At 64.4% G+C, this 16302-nt stretch carries 16 protein-coding genes; 8 read left to right on the top strand and 8 right to left on the bottom strand.

Going from position 1 to position 16302, the window contains the following annotated elements; translation table 11 throughout:
* Window positions 1-21: 21 nt before the first annotated feature.
* The gene (locus AC1DRE_RS16245) at window positions 22-534 is read right to left on the bottom strand and encodes a VOC family protein (RefSeq protein ID WP_476985549.1); all 513 of its coding nucleotides are present in this window, start codon (window positions 532-534) and stop codon (window positions 22-24) included.
* Window positions 535-607: 73 nt separating this feature from the next.
* Here AC1DRE_RS16245 and AC1DRE_RS16240 point away from each other — a divergent pair, with 73 nt between their 5' ends.
* On the top strand, window positions 608-1420 hold the full coding sequence (locus AC1DRE_RS16240) for a helix-turn-helix transcriptional regulator (RefSeq protein WP_476985548.1): 813 nt from the start codon (window positions 608-610) through the stop codon (window positions 1418-1420).
* A 24-nt stretch (window positions 1421-1444) separates the two neighbouring features.
* On the opposite strand, the gene AC1DRE_RS16235 is transcribed toward AC1DRE_RS16240, so the two are convergent.
* On the bottom strand, window positions 1445-2083 hold the full coding sequence (locus tag AC1DRE_RS16235; RefSeq protein ID WP_476985547.1) for an HD domain-containing protein: 639 nt from the start codon (window positions 2081-2083) through the stop codon (window positions 1445-1447).
* A gap of 101 nt (window positions 2084-2184) precedes the next feature.
* Between AC1DRE_RS16235 and AC1DRE_RS16230 the strand changes: the two genes are divergently transcribed.
* From AC1DRE_RS16230 to AC1DRE_RS16205, 6 genes are all read left to right on the top strand, one after another.
* Window positions 2185-3150 carry a GlxA family transcriptional regulator gene (locus tag AC1DRE_RS16230; protein ID WP_476985546.1) on the top strand — a complete coding sequence of 322 codons (966 nt, stop codon included), beginning with the start codon at window positions 2185-2187 and terminating at the stop codon, window positions 3148-3150.
* Window positions 3151-3256: 106 nt separating this feature from the next.
* A complete protein-coding gene (locus AC1DRE_RS16225) occupies window positions 3257-3721 on the top strand; it encodes a phage tail protein (RefSeq protein ID WP_476985545.1) in 465 nt (154 codons plus the stop codon).
* A gap of 433 nt (window positions 3722-4154) precedes the next feature.
* A complete protein-coding gene (locus AC1DRE_RS16220) occupies window positions 4155-6713 on the top strand; it encodes a hypothetical protein (protein WP_476985544.1) in 2559 nt (852 codons plus the stop codon).
* 230 nt (window positions 6714-6943) lie between these two features.
* A complete protein-coding gene (locus AC1DRE_RS16215) occupies window positions 6944-7795 on the top strand; it encodes a PhzF family phenazine biosynthesis protein (protein WP_476985543.1) in 852 nt (283 codons plus the stop codon).
* Window positions 7792-8739, top strand: a complete 948-nt coding sequence (locus AC1DRE_RS16210) for an SAM-dependent methyltransferase (RefSeq protein ID WP_476985542.1) — start codon at window positions 7792-7794, stop codon at window positions 8737-8739. The genes AC1DRE_RS16215 and AC1DRE_RS16210 overlap by 4 nt, the downstream gene beginning before the upstream one ends.
* Before the next feature lie 140 nt (window positions 8740-8879).
* Window positions 8880-10190: an MFS transporter gene (locus tag AC1DRE_RS16205; protein ID WP_476985541.1), complete on the top strand. Its 1311-nt coding sequence runs from the start codon at window positions 8880-8882 to the stop codon at window positions 10188-10190.
* A 99-nt stretch (window positions 10191-10289) separates the two neighbouring features.
* Here the strand turns inward: AC1DRE_RS16205 and AC1DRE_RS16200 are convergent, their stop codons facing one another.
* From AC1DRE_RS16200 to AC1DRE_RS16175, 6 genes are all read right to left on the bottom strand, one after another.
* On the bottom strand, window positions 10290-10706 hold the full coding sequence (locus AC1DRE_RS16200; protein ID WP_476985540.1) for an ester cyclase: 417 nt from the start codon (window positions 10704-10706) through the stop codon (window positions 10290-10292).
* 78 nt (window positions 10707-10784) lie between these two features.
* Window positions 10785-11534: a DUF2182 domain-containing protein gene (locus tag AC1DRE_RS16195; RefSeq protein ID WP_476985539.1), complete on the bottom strand. Its 750-nt coding sequence runs from the start codon at window positions 11532-11534 to the stop codon at window positions 10785-10787.
* 178 nt (window positions 11535-11712) lie between these two features.
* Window positions 11713-12330 carry a DUF1326 domain-containing protein gene (locus AC1DRE_RS16190; RefSeq protein ID WP_476985538.1) on the bottom strand — a complete coding sequence of 206 codons (618 nt, stop codon included), beginning with the start codon at window positions 12328-12330 and terminating at the stop codon, window positions 11713-11715.
* A 191-nt stretch (window positions 12331-12521) separates the two neighbouring features.
* Entirely contained in the window at window positions 12522-13880 is a 1359-nt protein-coding gene (locus tag AC1DRE_RS16185) for an MFS transporter (protein WP_476985537.1), read from the bottom strand.
* A gap of 110 nt (window positions 13881-13990) precedes the next feature.
* Window positions 13991-14296, bottom strand: a complete 306-nt coding sequence (locus AC1DRE_RS16180) for a hypothetical protein (RefSeq protein ID WP_476985536.1) — start codon at window positions 14294-14296, stop codon at window positions 13991-13993.
* A 113-nt stretch (window positions 14297-14409) separates the two neighbouring features.
* Window positions 14410-14745, bottom strand: coding sequence for a cupin domain-containing protein (locus AC1DRE_RS16175; protein ID WP_476985535.1), 336 nt, complete (start codon window positions 14743-14745; stop codon window positions 14410-14412).
* A 188-nt stretch (window positions 14746-14933) separates the two neighbouring features.
* On the opposite strand from AC1DRE_RS16175, the gene AC1DRE_RS16170 reads away from it, so the two are divergent.
* On the top strand, window positions 14934-16302 hold a 1369-nt coding region (locus AC1DRE_RS16170), incomplete at its 3' end, for a cbb3-type cytochrome c oxidase subunit I (protein ID WP_476985534.1).

The following is a 16302-nucleotide window of genomic DNA, read 5'->3' as shown; positions in this document are numbered from 1 at the left end:
AGGACTAGGTCCTGCGTGGGTTCAGCCTTGCGTGGCGGCCCAGTCGGCGACGCGCTGGGTGCTTTCCTCTTCGGAGAGGTCTTCGACGCGGGTCATGATGGACCAGCGCACACCGTACGGGTCCCGGATGCTGGCGAACCGGTCTCCGGAGACAAAGGTGGACAGCGGCTCCCGAATGGTGGCACCCGCCCGCTCGGCGCGCGCCACGAGGGCGTCCGCGTCGGCGCAGTAGAAGCCGACGGAATAGCAGTCGTCGTCGCCGTTCGGTGCCGGGACGAGGTGGTAGCCGGGGTTGGGCTCGCCAATTTGGAGCCGCCCCTGACCGAAGTCCAGGTCGGCGTGGACCACGATTCCGCCGATCTCGGTGGCACTGACGGTGCGCGCACCGAAAACGTCCTGGTAGAAGGTGATCGCTTCCTTGGCAGAGGTGATCGCCAGGAACGGCGTGAGGCTCGTGACGCCGTGCGGGATGCCGGATGTTGTGTGCTTGCCGTCGGCGGCTGCGGTCAGTTCGGTGCTTGTAGTATCAGTCATAAATCTCACGGTACGCAGCGGTCCGCCCGGCGGCTTGGAGAATTGCGACAGCCTGGATAAGGAGTGGCCACCGATGGTGGATTCGTTCAAGGGAATCCTCTACCCGGCCCGGCTTCCCACGTTTCACCGCGTGCCCGCACCGGAGTCCGTCACGGACCTGGTGCAGTGGTTTTGGATCCCCGAATGGGACATTGAGCCGGGGCACACGTCACGCCAGCACCTCATCGCGTTCCCGGTGTCCAACCTGGTGGTCCAGCAGGATCTCGTTGAGTTCGCCGGCCCAACAACCCGCCGGTCACACCGCGACCTCACGGGCCGGGGCTGGGCGGTGGGGGCACTCCTGCGTCCCGCGCTGGTTCCGCGTTTCACGGCTGATCCGGGGAGCCTGCGGGATGCCCAGCTGCCGCTATCGCTCGTGGATCTGCAGGCCTCCGTGTCGGCGGCGATGAGCGGAACCGATCCGCTGGAACGCCGGCAACGCGCGGTGAAGGCTTTCACCGACTGGCTGGTATTGGAGAGCCCGGAGGTGTCCGAGGAAGGCCTCCTTGCCAACGCAATGATGGACCTGGTCGGAACATGCACCGACGTGACCCGCCTTGAAGACGTCGCGGCGCGTTTGTTCGTTTCGCCGAGGACCCTTCAGCGGGTGGCGAAGAAGTACATCGGCCTCAGCCCGTCCGCGCTCATCCGAAGGCGCCGCCTGCAGGAGGCCGCTGACCGGTCCCGGACCGACCCGGCAGCTGACCTCGCGGCGATAGCTGCCGAGCTCGGCTACACCGATCACGCCCACCTGACGAACGACTTCCAAAAGACCTTGGGCTTCACGCCGAGCACGTACCGGCGGTCCGTAGTCCAGAACCCGGCCGGGAATCAGAACGACGATTAGGTGATTAGGTAACCGGGGTTGCGCTTATTCCGGCCAGTCGGAGCCCCGGATGACTTCCACGAAATCGCCGCGCTGGAATTTGGGGACGTAATGGGCGAGCACGTCTGCCTTGACGTTGCCGAATGTGGTGTCCGGCCGGTCCTTGATGCCCTCGGTGAATGCTTCAAGGATGCCGTCCTTGAAGTCCGGCCTGGGGTGTGCCGCGACCACGGCGGCACGCTGTTCGTCGGAGATGGCATCGTAACCGATGCCCAGGACGTCCAGTTCCACCCCGCGGGTCACCAGGGCAATCTCGGGGGCCATGTGCAGCGGAATCTCCGGTGTGGTGTGCAGCGCGATACCCGTCCAGACCCTGTCGGCCTCCTCGCCGGTGATTCCGTGGGAGTGCAGGAACCGACGGGCCTCGTCTGCGCCGTCGATCTCGAACCGCTGATCGGTGCGGCGGTACTTTTCGGTCAGGCCGAGGTCATGGAACATTGCCCCTACGTACAGCAGCTCCGGGTCGAAATCCAGGCCCTGCCCGCGGCCGCGCAGCGACCCGAACACGAAGACCCTGCGGGAGTGGTCGAACAGCAGCGGCGATGTAACCCCGCGTACCAGTTCGGTCGCTTCCCGCGCCAAAACACTGTCGGGAATATCCACGCCGGCGATCGATTCAGTCATCTTGTTTTCCTCTTCTCAGCGGTTGGTGGTCTCTTCCAGCATCGCCCGGAAGGGTAGAGTGGGGCCATGTCCGTACAGCCAGAAAAACCACAGATTCAGACATGACTCAGCGGATGGGCTTTGTCGTGTTCGACGGTGTGACGATGCTGGACGTCAGCGGTCCCGGCGAGGTGCTGCAGCAGGCCATCCGGGCCGGCCTCCCGTACACGTCGGTCCTGGTCTCCCCGCGCGGCGGCAATGTCACGGCGTCCTCCGGACTGGTGATGGCGGGCACCACTGCGGCGGCCGACGCCGGGCCCCTGGACACGGTTGTCGTCGTCGGCGCCGACCGGCTCACCGACCAGGGCCTCGACGACGAGTTGCTGGCCGCCGTCAGCATGCTCGCTGAGCGGGCGGGGCGGGTTGCCTCAGTGTGCACAGGTGCATTCGTGCTTGCCGAACTCGGCCTGCTCGACGGCCGCCGGGCAACCACCCATTGGCGGCACAGCGAAACGTTGGCCCGCCGCTACCCCCGAGTGCACGTGCAGGCGGACGTCATCCATGTCCGGGACGGCCGGTACATCACCTCTGCAGGCATCACCGCAGGAATCGATCTGGCGCTGTCGTTAGTGGAGGACGACCACGGGGCGCAGTCCGCCAGGGAGATAGCCCGCGAGTTGGTCGTGTTCATGCATCGTCCGGGCGGGCAGTCCCAATTCTCCACGGCACTTGCCACGCCGCCGGCCCGCAGCAGCCTGCTGCGGGCCCTGACCGCGGCAGTGCGCGCCGATCCGACGGCCGAACACACGCTGCCGGCCATGTCCGCGGCCGCGGCAGTCAGTGCCCGGCACCTGACCCGCCTGTTCCAGGCGGAGCTGGGCACCACGCCGGCCCGCTGGGTGGAACGCGTCCGCCTCGACCGGGCGCAGCAACTGGTGCTCGATGGCCACAGCATCACCGCAGCGGCCGAGCACAGCGGGTTCGGCAGCGACGAAACCCTCCGCCGCGCTTTCGGCCGGCACCTGGGCATCACACCGACCGAATACCGGACGCGCTTCGCCACCACCACGCCGCCCGTCATCCAATGACGTCACCGCCTGACCGCTTCAATGCCCCCAACGGGTCACTGCCTGACGTCCGGGCAGCACGTCGCCGCGTTAGCATGGTCCCAACACGTCCGTACCAGGAGGCTGCATGCCGTACACCGTTGACTTCGAGAACGTTTCTACTGTCGGCTTGGAGTCGTCTCCGGTCGCCGAGACCCTCGCCGGGTTGCGCGCCAACGAGGCCCGCTATTACCGGAACAAGTACAGCCACGTCTTCACAGTGAGCCCTGCCAGCGAGGTTCCGGAGGTGGTGGACCGGGTGAGCCGGATCCTCCGGGACGAGCGTGATATCGTCATCGGCTCCCGCCCGCTGGAAGCCACCGCCTTCGAAGTCGACGGTTTGCGGATGGCCTACGTTTTCTACGAGTCGGGGCTGTCGGTCAACGTCATGTACAGCATCGACGACGGCGGGAAGCGGGCGGTCGGGTTCAAACTCGCCGATGGCATGGAAATTCCAGAGGAACTGGCGCCGCGCTTCAAGTTCGCCCGGCAAAAATCGAAGCTGGCGGGGGTTATTCGCGGCTCCTACTTCGTGATCAAGGGCGAGTACTGACCGGGCACCGGTGTCGCGCCGACGGTAAACCTGTGACGGTGTGCTTTTCGGGCCGGGGACGTTCAGCCGTGTCATTTGTTTTTAGGGCCTTCCCGATGCCCCCTCTATAAGGGTCCGTGGCTTTACACGCAAAAGCTGCCCACATAATTCAAATGGACCTTGCGAATTGGGCCGGATTCATTCCGCTGTAAACCGCCGATTAGCCCTGCCCGAAAGCGTGAGAAGGGCGGGGGCAAGCGTCGAAGACAATTGCCGTATGTGCCCACCGGCGGGCGCGCACCGTCACTGCCGGGACCTACGAATAGGCAACCTCAGGATAAGGTCAAGTGGTCATTAGGAATCGGTAAACATTCATTTTCCACGCTCCTTTATCAGGTGAGTGTGTTTGTGAATGGCAACATCCAGATAATCAAAGCAAATATTGGGGGAAAATATGAGCGACTCACAACTTCCAGCTGACGGTCCACCCGTCGCAACGGATTCAACAGGCACACCAGCGGGCCACCCTCAACCCGGCCCGGCCGCACCCAGGACCCTGCCAGAGGTCGTCCGGTCATTCAACTACATCACGCTGGCCCCTGGCGCAGCCCTGGCAGCCGCCACCTTCCTTGCAGCCTTTTTCGCCTCCCTCATACTGGTTGTCCTGGCCCTCGCGGGTTTCTCGGCCAGCAACAGCGGAAGCACTGACCTGCCCAGCAACCCGATGATCCCAGCAGACATGAAGCAGTCCCCGTGGTCGATGGTGGCCCAACTGGCCGTTCAGCTTGTTGCAATGGGCTTCTTTGGCGCACCGGGGCTCAGCGTGAAAGCCTCCATCCCGTTCCTGGGCAACATAGACGGTTCGGGAGGGGGATTCGCGGCCCCTTTGATCCTGACTGTAATTTCGATTGCCCTGCTGTATTTCGGTGCTCGATTGACCCAGAAACGCGTCGCCGTCGACAAGATGCCACACCCCGGAATCTTTGCACTGAGCACCGGGCTGGCCTTGACCATCCTTGTCAACGTGAGCGCTGCCGTCTTCGCAATATCGTTTCCAGACGTCCCCTCAATTCAAGCCTCGCCCGTCACTTCCGTGACATTCGGTTCGGTCGTGTTCGCGTTTCTGATCGGGGCCTGCGCCGCCTACGCGGGGGTAGTCCCCCCGCATTCTCGGAAAGGCGCCAGCAGTGGACTTCGGGCGAACACAGTTGCCGCCCTGGAAGTCGTCGGTGTTCACTACGGCACCCTCCTGGCAGTGGTGCTCCCCGCAGTCACCATTGCCCTGGGGATTAAGTTTGGCTGGCAGGCGACTTTGTCGGCACCGCTTTGGGCGCCAACAGCAGGATTGTTCCTCGTGGGTCTCGCACACCTGGGTGCGGCCGGGCGGTCTTGGAGTATGAGCTCATATGGGTCCAGCTCATCAAATGCTGCAGGTTCCGAATATGGGTTGGCTTTTGGAGACGGGTTGTCCCAATTCGGTATCCCCGGATGGACCGGATGGGTGCTCCTGGTGTTGGCGCTCATAACCGTCCTGGTCAGCTCCACTTTTTGGTACCTCCGCCGCCCTGCAGTCGTAAACCCGTGGCTAGCCCGAGCTGCCCTGCCGTTGGCGTTCCTTTTTGCCGGGATGCTGCTCACGTGGATCACAACGATCTCCGGCTCATTCCAAGCCGGTTCGTTGGTCCAGGCCAGTGGGACAATTGCCCTTGCGTGGTGGACACCGTTCATCATGCTGGTTTGGGGAATCGTCATCGAAGCATCGACGTTCTTTATAGCTCCCCACCTTGTCCCCTACGTCCCCGCCACATTGGTCAAGAGGACCGTTCACACCGTGCCGGCAGTCTCCGGATCTGCCGTTTTCGCAGATTCGACCTATGCGGGAGCCGGGTCAACACCAACCGGAGTGACGTCTGCCTCATACCCGGCCCAGCTGACAACTCCCGTCAGCCATCCCGCCCTTGCCCCACGGGAGCCGCTGTCGCCATCCAAGCGTCGGAACATCAAAATTGTTCTCATCGCCGCCCTATCTGTGGCTGTCCTGGCTGCTGGCAGTGCAATCACCCTCAACGTCATCAGAGGGGCGAACGGGCCAGCGGTGCCAGTCCGGAGCTACCTGGAAGCGTTGACCAAGGGCGAAGCCGGAAAGGCAATGGGCATCGCCGATCCTGCGCTGGCAAACGACCAGAGGATCCTCCTAACTGATGAGCTTTATTCAAAGACGAACCAACGCATTGATGGATTCGACATCGTTTCCTCCATCACCAGTGATGATCAGGCAACTGTCGTAGCGGAACTGCGCCAGGACGGCCGGAAACAGCGCACGACATACAGCCTGCGAAAGGACGATCCGGACTTGCTGGATGACCACTGGCGCATGGAATCAGCACCAATAAGCGAGTTGTCTATCAAACTGGATACTTGGATGCCCGCGATTCTAGTCAACGGGCAGGAAGTCAAAACAGGCGCTGATCCCGGAATTTACTCCAACTCGGAACTGAAGATCCCTGCGCTCCCTGGGGAGTACATCGTCGAATTACCTGCATCGGAAAAATACCTGCAAGCGGAGAAATCAACCGCCCTCGTGAAGATTGGCGACTCGCACCAGCGCGGGGAGGCCTCCCTCTCCATTCGGCCTTCCGGTGAACTTGAAAAAGAAGTCAGCGTGCAAGCGGAGGCATACCTGGCCCAATGCCTGAAATCTACCGAAGCATCTCCGGCAAATTGCCCCAACAGCATGTACGCCGGAAGCTACGCACGGAACTTCACCTGGGCATTGGACGCTAAACCAGTCTTCTCGCTGACCAAGGACACTTACTCATCCAAGGGCAGCACACTGGTCTGGCGCCTAAGGACCGAGACATCTGGCAAAGCCACAGTCAGCTACGAGACCAACAAATCGTACAGCTCGAGCAAACCAGATTGGCAGCCTAAGAAAGATACGGACACGATATCCTTCGGAGCCCTTGTGACAGTGGCGAACGGCGACCTGCAGGTGAAGTTCAGCGACTACTAAACCCCGGTTTGGGGCGAGTCTGCTCCTAGGCTCTGGCGAAGGGACTGGGACCGGTTTTCGAACCGGTCCCAGTCCCTTCGTGAGGCCAGCGCGTTGAAACGCTCCTCGGGAAGCCTGGAATCATCGTCCCGCCCAGGGCGTCGGGTAACAACCCTTCTGACCGGGCCGGCCGTGCTGGGGGCACAGTTGACGGCCGGAGCCGGATGACGTGCGAGGATACCGGAATGGAAATGACCTCCGAAGTACTGCGTTATGCCGCCTTTACCACCACCCCCGAAGGGGGAAATCCGGCGGGTGTCGTCCTGGACGCAACCCGTCTCGACGACGCCCGGATGCAGGCCATCGCAGCCGACATCGGATATGCGGAAACGGTCTTCGTCACCGAAGCCAGTGTTGACGGCGACTTCCGCCGAAACCGTGTCCGGTACTTCTCCCCGATTGCCGAGGTGCCGTTTTGCGGCCATGCCACGATAGCTTTGGCCGTCGCCCTGTCAGGGCGTGATGGTACGGGGACCTTTGTCTTCGACACGGCCGTGGGACCTGTCGCGATCGAGACTGCAGGCCAGGGTGCAACGGTGACGGCGTGCTTCACAAGCGTTGAGCCGCGGGTGGCCGAGTTCCCCCACGGTGTTCTGGCCACCCTGCTCGGGTTGCTCGGTGCGGACCGGGGCGACCTGCACCCTGAGTACCCTCCGATGATCGCTTTTGCAGGAAACTGGCATCCCATTCTCGTCTTCGCGGAACGAAGGACCTTTGACTCATTTGTTTTCGACCCGGACTCCATGCGCACGCTGATGGATGCCCAGGACTGGGCCGGCACCGTCACGACGCTCTGCGAGATTGGACCGGGCGTGTACGACTCGCGCAACCTCTTTCCGGTTGGCACCATCACTGAAGATCCGGCGACCGGTTCGGCAGCCGCTGCCTTCGGCGGATACCTCCGCTTGCTTTCACTCGTCGAGCCGCCAAGCCGCGTTGTTGTCCACCAAGGCAGCCATGTGGGCCGCCCGAGCGTGCTTACAGTCGATACTCCCCCGTCCGGCGGGATTGCGGTAAGCGGTGAAGCAGTGGAGATCCCATGACGGAACTTGAGGACCACGGGCTGCCGTTGACCGCCCTTGCCGTGGCAGCAGGCCGTGCCGTCGAGACATCCCGGCCCGACCAGCTCATCGCGGATCCGTTCGCTGCCGCCCTGGTAAAGGCCGCCCACTCCCACGTGGACCTGCCCACGGCATGGCCCGCCAGCCCGGAAGACGCCCCTCCGTTCCAGCAGCCTCTCCTGCTGGCCTCCATCTACCTCGGGATGCGAACCCGGTTCATCGACGACTTCCTGACGTCGGACCCGCAGACCGCCCAGACCGTGATCCTGGGCGCAGGGCTGGACACCCGCGCCTACCGGCTCGCGTGGCCGGACGGGGCCAGGGTCATCGAGATCGATCACGCCAACGTCCTGGAGTTCAAGGCGTCCGTATTGACGGGACTGTCCGCCGGGCCGGCGTGCGAGCTGATCACTGTGGCTACGGACCTGTCCCGGCCGTGGCGCGAGCCACTCCTGGCGGCCGGCTTTGATCCGAAGCAGCCAACCACATGGGTCCTCGAAGGCCTGCTGCCGTACCTCGATGCCGCCGCCCAGCTGGCGGTACTGGAGGAGGTGGCGGCACTGTCGGGGTCGGGATCCCGGGTGGTGATTGAGCGGGCGGTGGCCTTGCCCAAGACTGACGGTCTGGAGGCAAAGCTGCGCGACTTCAGCCTCCAGACGGGGCTTTCCATGAGCGAACTGCTGGCGCGGGCCGATCCGCCTGACCCGGCGGAGTTGCTCGAATCGGCGGGCTGGCACTGCAGCGAACACACCGTCCCCGAGCTGTGTTCGATGTATGGCCGCAACCTGTCGCTGGCTGAATCCACCGAGACTGACTCCACCGAGGCTGACCCCGCGGAGACTTCCGCGCCCGGACCGGAGCAGACGGGCGGTTCCGGCACGTCCGGCCAGTCGCGCGGCGGCTTCGTCACCGCGTGGAGGCAGTGAGACGGTAGCGTCAGGGCGAGCCCGTGAGGGTGGGTCTGGCAGACCCTGCCTCGGGTCGAATAAATCAGGTAATTTGAGTGAAGGACACCGGCAACCGGCGCCGCGTTCCTTCCCCACTCCCTGAAAAGGACTCCTCACCCGTGTCTCCCGCGACCTCCGTTTCCGCACGCGAGCGCATGCCCTTCGGCGCGCTGCTGGTGCTGTCGATGATCGGCTTCACCGCCATCACCACCGAACTGCTGCCCTCCGGCCTGCTCCCCCAGATCAGCGCCGGGCTCAACGTGTCCGAACCCGTGGCCGGCTACCTCACTGCCGGGTACGCCGCCGTCATCGTGGCCACGGTGATCCCGGCCGCCATGCTGCTGTCCCGCATCCCCCGCCACATCCTCCTGGTGTCGCTGGTGCTGACCTTCGCCATCAGCAACGCCCTGGTGGGCCTGGTGTCCGACTTCGGCTCCGCCCTCGCCGCCAGGCTGGTGGGCGGCATCGCCCACGGCCTGCTCTGGACCGCGATGGCCCCCTTCGTGGCGCGCATTGTTCCGGCCCACAAGGTGGGCAAGGCGATGGCCATTGTGTTCAGCGGCAACAGCCTTGGCCTGGCCATCGGCGCCCCGCTGGGAACCGCACTGGGCGCCGTGATCGGCTGGCGGGCGTCCTTCCTCCTGCTCGCGGGCACCGGCGTCGTGCTCGCGGCGCTGGCCATGTGGCTGCTTCCCGCCGTGCGGAGGGTCCCGGACGCCCCGCGGCCGTCGCTGCGCAAGGCGATCGGCCAGCCCGGAGTGAAGCCCGTGGCCATCGCCTGGCCGCTGATGCTGATGGCGCACTTCGCGCTGTTCACCTTCATCGCCCCGTTCCTCCGTGAGGCCGGCCTGCCCGACTACAGCATCACTCTTTCGCTCACCGTACTGGGATTCTCCGGGCTGGTGGGCATCTGGATCGCCGGCATCACCGTGGACATGCGGCCGCGCCGTTCACTGCTGATCACGACGGCGGTAGTCGCCGCCGCGTTCCTCCTCCTGCCGCTGGGCGGCACAACCGTCCCCGGCGCCCTGGTGCTGATGGCGGTCTGGGGAGCGGCTTTCGGCGCGATCGGCATCTACAACCAGTCCGCCATCCTCCGCGCCGGCAAGGAGTACCGCGAAGCCGCCAACGGCCTCACCGTGCTGACCATCCAGCTGGGGATCACCATCGGTGCGCTTTACGGTGCGGCCGCCCTCACTGCAGCGGGCCCGCTGCTGGTGCCGGTCGCCGCTGCGGTACCTGTCGTCATCGCCCTCGTGATTGTGGTGACCGGGCGCCAGCATGCCTATCCGCCGGGGCCGAAAGAGGCGGGCTATGTGGCAGCGGAACAGAAACCAGCGGATCCGCAAAGGGCCAACGCACCCGCACCCGATGCCCCTGCCGTGAACGTGGCTGCCGCAACTGCGGCGGACGTTTCCGCCCGCGCCTAGGGCATAGGGGTGCGGCACCGCCACGGGACGGTGCCGCACGCTGTGCCTCCCGCCGTCGGCTAGGAGCGGCGGCGGGAAACCCTGTTGGCCGGATGCCCCTTAGGTAGGGACTGCACCAAGCTGCTGCATGAGGGTCAAGTTGTCCGTGGTTCCCCAATGCTCGGCCACCTTGCCGTCCTCGACGCGGATAATGTCAGTTGTGCCGAATTCGACGCTCTTGCCCGTTGCGGGCATACCGGCCATTTCCCCGCGATGAGTGCCCGTGAGAACTACGTGGCAGGCCTCCAGGTTTCCGTCGGCCAATGACGCTTCGATCGTCTTGACCTTAATATCCGGGAACGCCGTCCGGATCGCATTCACGAAGTAGCGAACACCATCCTTGCCGGGCGGCTGCCCTGGTAGGGCCTCCTCATGATCGATGTAGTCATCCGTCGACAACTCGTCAATGAGGGAAAGATTTCCGCCCTCGATTATTTCCTTATAAAACCGCTCGATCAGTCCAGCCCCGTCAGCCATTGTCGGCTCCTTTGTTGGATGAGACCCGTCAGAATTCCCCCGTTTCCACGGCCGCCGCGCGTTGTGCGGGGCGGCCGGCTACATCCCCATGCCGCCCGTCGCCGCGGGTATGAGGGCCACACCGAGTGCAATCACGGCGAGCGCCACCGCAACGGAGCGGTTGGCCAGCCGTTTCCAAGGCAGCATCTTCTCCCCCGCAATGAAGGCCCCGATCAGCGCCATCCAGCCGAGGCTCATCACCCCTAGCGCAAACAGGGCCACCATCAGCGCCCAACAGCAGGCGACGCACCAGGCCCCGTGCTCAATCCCCATGCGCAACGCACCGCTGTAGCCCGGGCGTAGGCCGTGCAGGAGGAAGTCCATGGGGTTCCGGCATTTCATCAGGCTGACGTTCTTTGCGGGCGTCAGCTGGTAGGCCGCCGCCACCAGGATCACGGCGACGGCCAGGTAGCGGCCGCCCTGGTCCGTGCCGAAGAAGCCGGGAAGCAGCGACGCCACTGCGTTGTAGAGCCCGTAAGCCAGCACCCCGAACACCGTCCAAGCGATGAGATACCCTGCCACGAACACCGCAGTGGAGCCGGCCGGGGCATACCGCCCCTGCCCGCGCCGGTGGTGCTGGATCCTGTCATAGGCCACCACCATGGGGGCAACGGAGGGGAACATCATGGCCGCCAGCATTACCACCCACGTGGTGACGAAGAATCCCAGCGGACCCGGGTCCGTCCAGCGGCCCATGTCCATCCCGCTCAGCTGGGTGGACGTGAAGATCCAGCTCATCGCTGCCAAAATCAGCAACGTGGCGATCAGGCCAATCTCCCGTGGATCCATCCGGGATCCTGCCGGGACCGAAGCCGCCGCTGACGGGCTTGGCGCCGTTGGCGCGGGGCTGACGGGGGAAGCGGCGGCGAGCCCGGACGGGGCAGTAGAACGGGAGAGGGCCGCGCGCGAAAAGATACGCGCGCGGCCCCGCCTAAACAGCCTCCTCTGATACATCGACCGGCCGCACTTAACCGCGGCCCTTAGGGGCGCCCTCGGCCATTTCGCTGGCGAAGGTGAAGTCGAACGTCTCGCCGTAGACGCCGTCAAATTCCAGGCCAAACAGGTCCGAGTGGCCCGGTCCCTTTCCGATCCGGAATTCCGGGGCGAAGCCGAACATCGCGTTCTTCTCGGTGGTGAACCCGCCGCCCGGCCCCGGCAGCGGCTCGAATCTGACGTCAGCGCGCCCGGCCACCGAACCCGACGGGCTGTCCCCACCAGAGAACGAGATGCTTGCACGCTCGACGCCTAACCAATCTCCGTACAACGCCGCAAAATCCGCGAACGGGCCGCCGGCCTCACCATGAAGTATGGTTTCCAAAGCCGTGGCCTGCGCAGCCGATGCGCCGTCGTCGACGACCACTCCCACCTTCCAGCCACCTGCGCTGAGGTTCGACGGGAACCAGTTGGAGAACGCGAAGTCGACGCCGGCCAGGTCCGTCTCATCCATGTTTCCCTTGGCGATATGGAAGATATTCAGGCCGCGGCATTCGCCGTCCGGCCCTGTGGGCGCCCCGTCAATCGGGCAGGGGCAAATCAACTGGCAATTGCAGTTTCCAACATACGTTCCTGATATTTCCCAAGACACAGGACCCTCCTCGCTGGCGCTGTCGCCAAGCAGAACCGGCCCAGGGTCAGCGCCGAAATACACAGGACAGAGCGCCCTGTTAAGGCGCACGCTATTCCTGCTCAAATCGCCTGTCAAGATGCCGTTGGTACCGGCTTATCCAGAGCAAGCAGCGCACCCCTTTCGGTGTATTCAGCCCTGCTCCAAGTGCGTCATTTCCGCTCCCGCCACAGCAGCGTCACGCCGAAGGCGACGCCGCCCAGCACCAGCATGGCGATCACCATCAGGCCCCAGTTGGCCTGGTTCACGCCGCTCCCGTAGAAGATGCCGATCATCACCGTGGCCGTGATGGCGCCAAGGTAGCGGCAGGTCTGGAAGATACCCGCGGCCACCCCGCGTTCGTGCGGCTGGGTGGAGACGTACATGCCCTGGCTGGAGGCGATGCTCACCACGCTCCACGGAATGCCCATCAGCGCGGTGAGCACCAGCACCAGCGGGATGGCGAACGAGGCAGTCAGCAGCCACATGGTTCCCGCGGCGGCCACCAGGAACAGCACCCCGGCAATCAGCACCAGCCGCACACCGAAGCGGTCGATCGCGCGGACCGCGAACGGCGTCGCGATCACGGACATCGCTGCAAGCGGCAGCATCAGGAGACCCACGACGCCGGGATCGTAGCCCGCCGCTTCCTGCAGCAGCTGCGGCAGGCCGAAGAATGCGAAGTAATAGATGCCGTTGAACACGGCGAAGCCGAGGTAGACCAGCAGCAGCGGCCGGTTCCTGCCGAGCAGCCGCAGGTCCAGGAACGGCGGGCTGAACTTCAGCTCCCTCCAGACGAACAGGGCCGCCAGCAACGTCCCGCCGGCAAGCAGCCACCAGCGCACGTTCGGCAGCACATTCAGCAGGGCCATCATGGTGAGCAGCAGGGATCCGACGAAGCCCAGGATGCCGGGGATGTCCGAGTCCCGCAGCAGCTCCGCGGCACTCCCGCGCTCGCGGTCCTCATCCACCGGGGCGAATTTCCAGACGACGAGCAGTGCCGCGAGGGACAACGGCACATTGATCAGGAACAGCGCCTGCCAGCCCACCAGGCTTACCAGCAGCCCGCCCACCACGGGGCCGACCGCCGCCGCGGACGTGTTGGCCATCTGGATCCGGCCCAGCGGACGGGTGGACTTCACGTTGGCTGTCCGGGCCAGCGCGCCGACGATGACGACGGCGCTCGGGTAGGCGGTGGCCGTGCCGAGCGCCATGAATGCCCTGGCGACGCAAAGCAGGGCGAAGTTTGGCGCGAACGGGGCCACCGCGCAGGTTGCCGCCACCAGTACCATCCCGAAGGTGAACAGGCGCCGCGGACCGAAGCGGTCCGCCAGCCGGCCCATCAGCGGCTGGCCCGCCGCGGAGGTGAGGTAGAAGGCGGTGATCACCCAGGTGACCGTGGCGACGTCGAGCCCGAAATCCGCGCGCAACACCACCAGGGCGACGGCGATCATGGACGAGTTCAGCGGGTTCAGCGAAGTGCCCAGGCTGAGGCCGGCCACGGCGAGGGCTGTCCGAGGTTTGTTGCTCACGGAAACAGTCTGTCCCACATCTGCGCGGGAGGCCGAACTTGGTTACGGCCGTGCCTGAGTGGCACCGGCCGCGTCACCACCCGCCGTGGTGGCGACCGGATTCGAAGCGGTCAGCCCGCGGCCTGACCCTCGCGGGCAACCTCCTCCAGAATCCTGGCTGTCGGCGACGCCGTCATCAGCTGCCCTATCACCTCCGGTTTGTCCCACACGTCGCTGCGGAGCCGCTCCAGAAAGGCGGTTGCAGCGTCCTTGGTGTCGAAGTCAAGGAGCACGGCGACGCTGTTCTGTTCGTCTGTATCCCGGAACAGGCGGACAGACTTGGCGCCCGAGGCGGCGCGGCCTGCAGGATCGCTGTCGAATACTTTCTTGAAAGCCTCGTAGTCCCGGACCGGATAGCTGATCTGCAAGGTGAACACCGTGGTTCCTTTCCTTCGGGCTGTGTCAGGTCAAAGATAGGCCTTCCGGCCTCATCCCGGTAGGGCCGGTCGCCGGCCGTGATCCGCAGGTGAGTCGGGAGGCAGGTGCGGCTCTACCTCGCAGCCTTTGCCACGGTGAACAGGAATGCCGAGTCCTCTTCCGCTTCCAGGCTGTGCAGTCCCGCCGGAACGATCAGCAGGTCACCGGGCTTGCCGTCCCAGGAGTCGTCGCCGGCCCGCAGCCGCAGACTCCCTTGAAGGACGAAGACTGTGGCGTCACCAGGATTCTGGTGCTCGCTCAACTGCGTGCCGGCCTTGAGCGCCATGACCGTCTGGCGAAGCACCTTCTCATGCCCGCCATAGACGGTGTCGGCAGCCCGCCCGTTGTTCGCTGCAAGGGCCGCGGCGAGCTGCTGCCGGGCCAGGGCGTCGATCGAAATTTTCTGCATGAGGCCACGGTACTCAAACGGGCCTTCGGGCGATATAGGCCGGTGGACCCGCCAAGCGGAAGCGCGCGAAAAACGTATGGCCTGTCGGGCTCGCGGCCGGGCCAGCACAACCTCTGGACAGCACGTCCCGCCGTCAGTAAATTCGAAGAATAGATCCCACCTGGATGCACGACGGGAAAGAGCCGGCCATGGCCACTTATGATTACGCCTCCGGAACTGCGGCGCCTACCGCCTACGCCCAGGTGGTGCCGAAGCGCAAGGGACGCATCGTCGTCAATTGGATCACCACCACGGACCACAAAACGATCGGGTACATGTACCTGATCGCGTCCTTTGTGTTCTTCTGCTTCGGCGGCGTTATGGCGCTGCTGATCCGCGCCGAGCTGTTCGAACCGGGCATGCAGGTCCTGCAGACCAAGGAGCAGTACAACCAGCTGTTCACCATGCACGGCACGGTGATGCTGCTGATGTTCGCCACCCCGCTGTTCGCCGGCTTTGCCAACGTCATCATGCCGCTGCAGATCGGCGCACCGGACGTTGCCTTCCCGCGACTGAACGCGCTGGCCTTCTGGTTCTTCCTGTTCGGCTCCACCATCGCCGTTTCAGGCTTCATCACCCCGCAGGGTGCTGCCGCTTTCGGCTGGTTTGCGTACGCGCCGCTGAACAACACGACATTCACGCCCGGCGTGGGCGGTGACCTGTGGGTCTTCGGCCTGGCGCTGTCCGGCTTCGGCACCATCCTTGGCGCGGTCAACTTCATCACCACGATCATCTGCATGCGCGCCCCGGGCATGACCATGTGGCGCATGCCGATCTTCACCTGGAACACGCTGGTTACCGCCATCCTGGTGATCATGGCCTTCCCGCCGCTGGCAGCAGCGCTATTCGCCCTCGGCGCCGACCGCAAGTTTGGTGCACACATCTACGATCCCGAGAACGGCGGCGCCGTCCTCTGGCAGCACCTGTTCTGGTTCTTCGGCCACCCCGAGGTGTACATCATTGCGCTGCCGTTCTTCGGCATCGTCTCGGAGATCTTCCCGGTCTTCAGCCGCAAGCCGATCTTCGGCTACAAGGGCCTGGTCTACGCGACCATCTCGATCGCCGCGCTGTCCGTGACCGTGTGGGCACACCACATGTACGTGACCGGCTCGGTCATGCTGCCGTTCTTCGCCTTTATGACGATGCTGATCGCGGTGCCGACGGGCGTGAAATTCTTCAACTGGATCGGCACCATGTGGGGCGGCTCGCTCACCTTTGAGACACCCATGCTGTGGAGCATCGGCTTCCTCGCGACCTTCCTGTTCGGCGGCCTGACCGGCATCATCCTGTCCTCCCCGCCGCTGGACTTCCACGTCTCGGACTCCTACTTCGTGGTGGCCCACTTCCACTACGTGGTGTTTGGCACCGTGGTGTTCGCCATGTTCGCCGGCTTCTATTTCTGGTGGCCGAAGTGGACCGGCAAGATGCTCAACGAGCGCCTCGGTAAGATCCACTTCTGGATGCTGTTCCTCGGCTTCCACGGAACCTTCCTCATCCAGCACTGGCTCGGTGTCGAGG

This window comes from Arthrobacter sp. P4_H3 (assembly GCF_056400885.1).
Note: the sequence above shows the minus strand (reverse complement) of the source record. Positions and strands in the feature narration are given on the sequence as shown.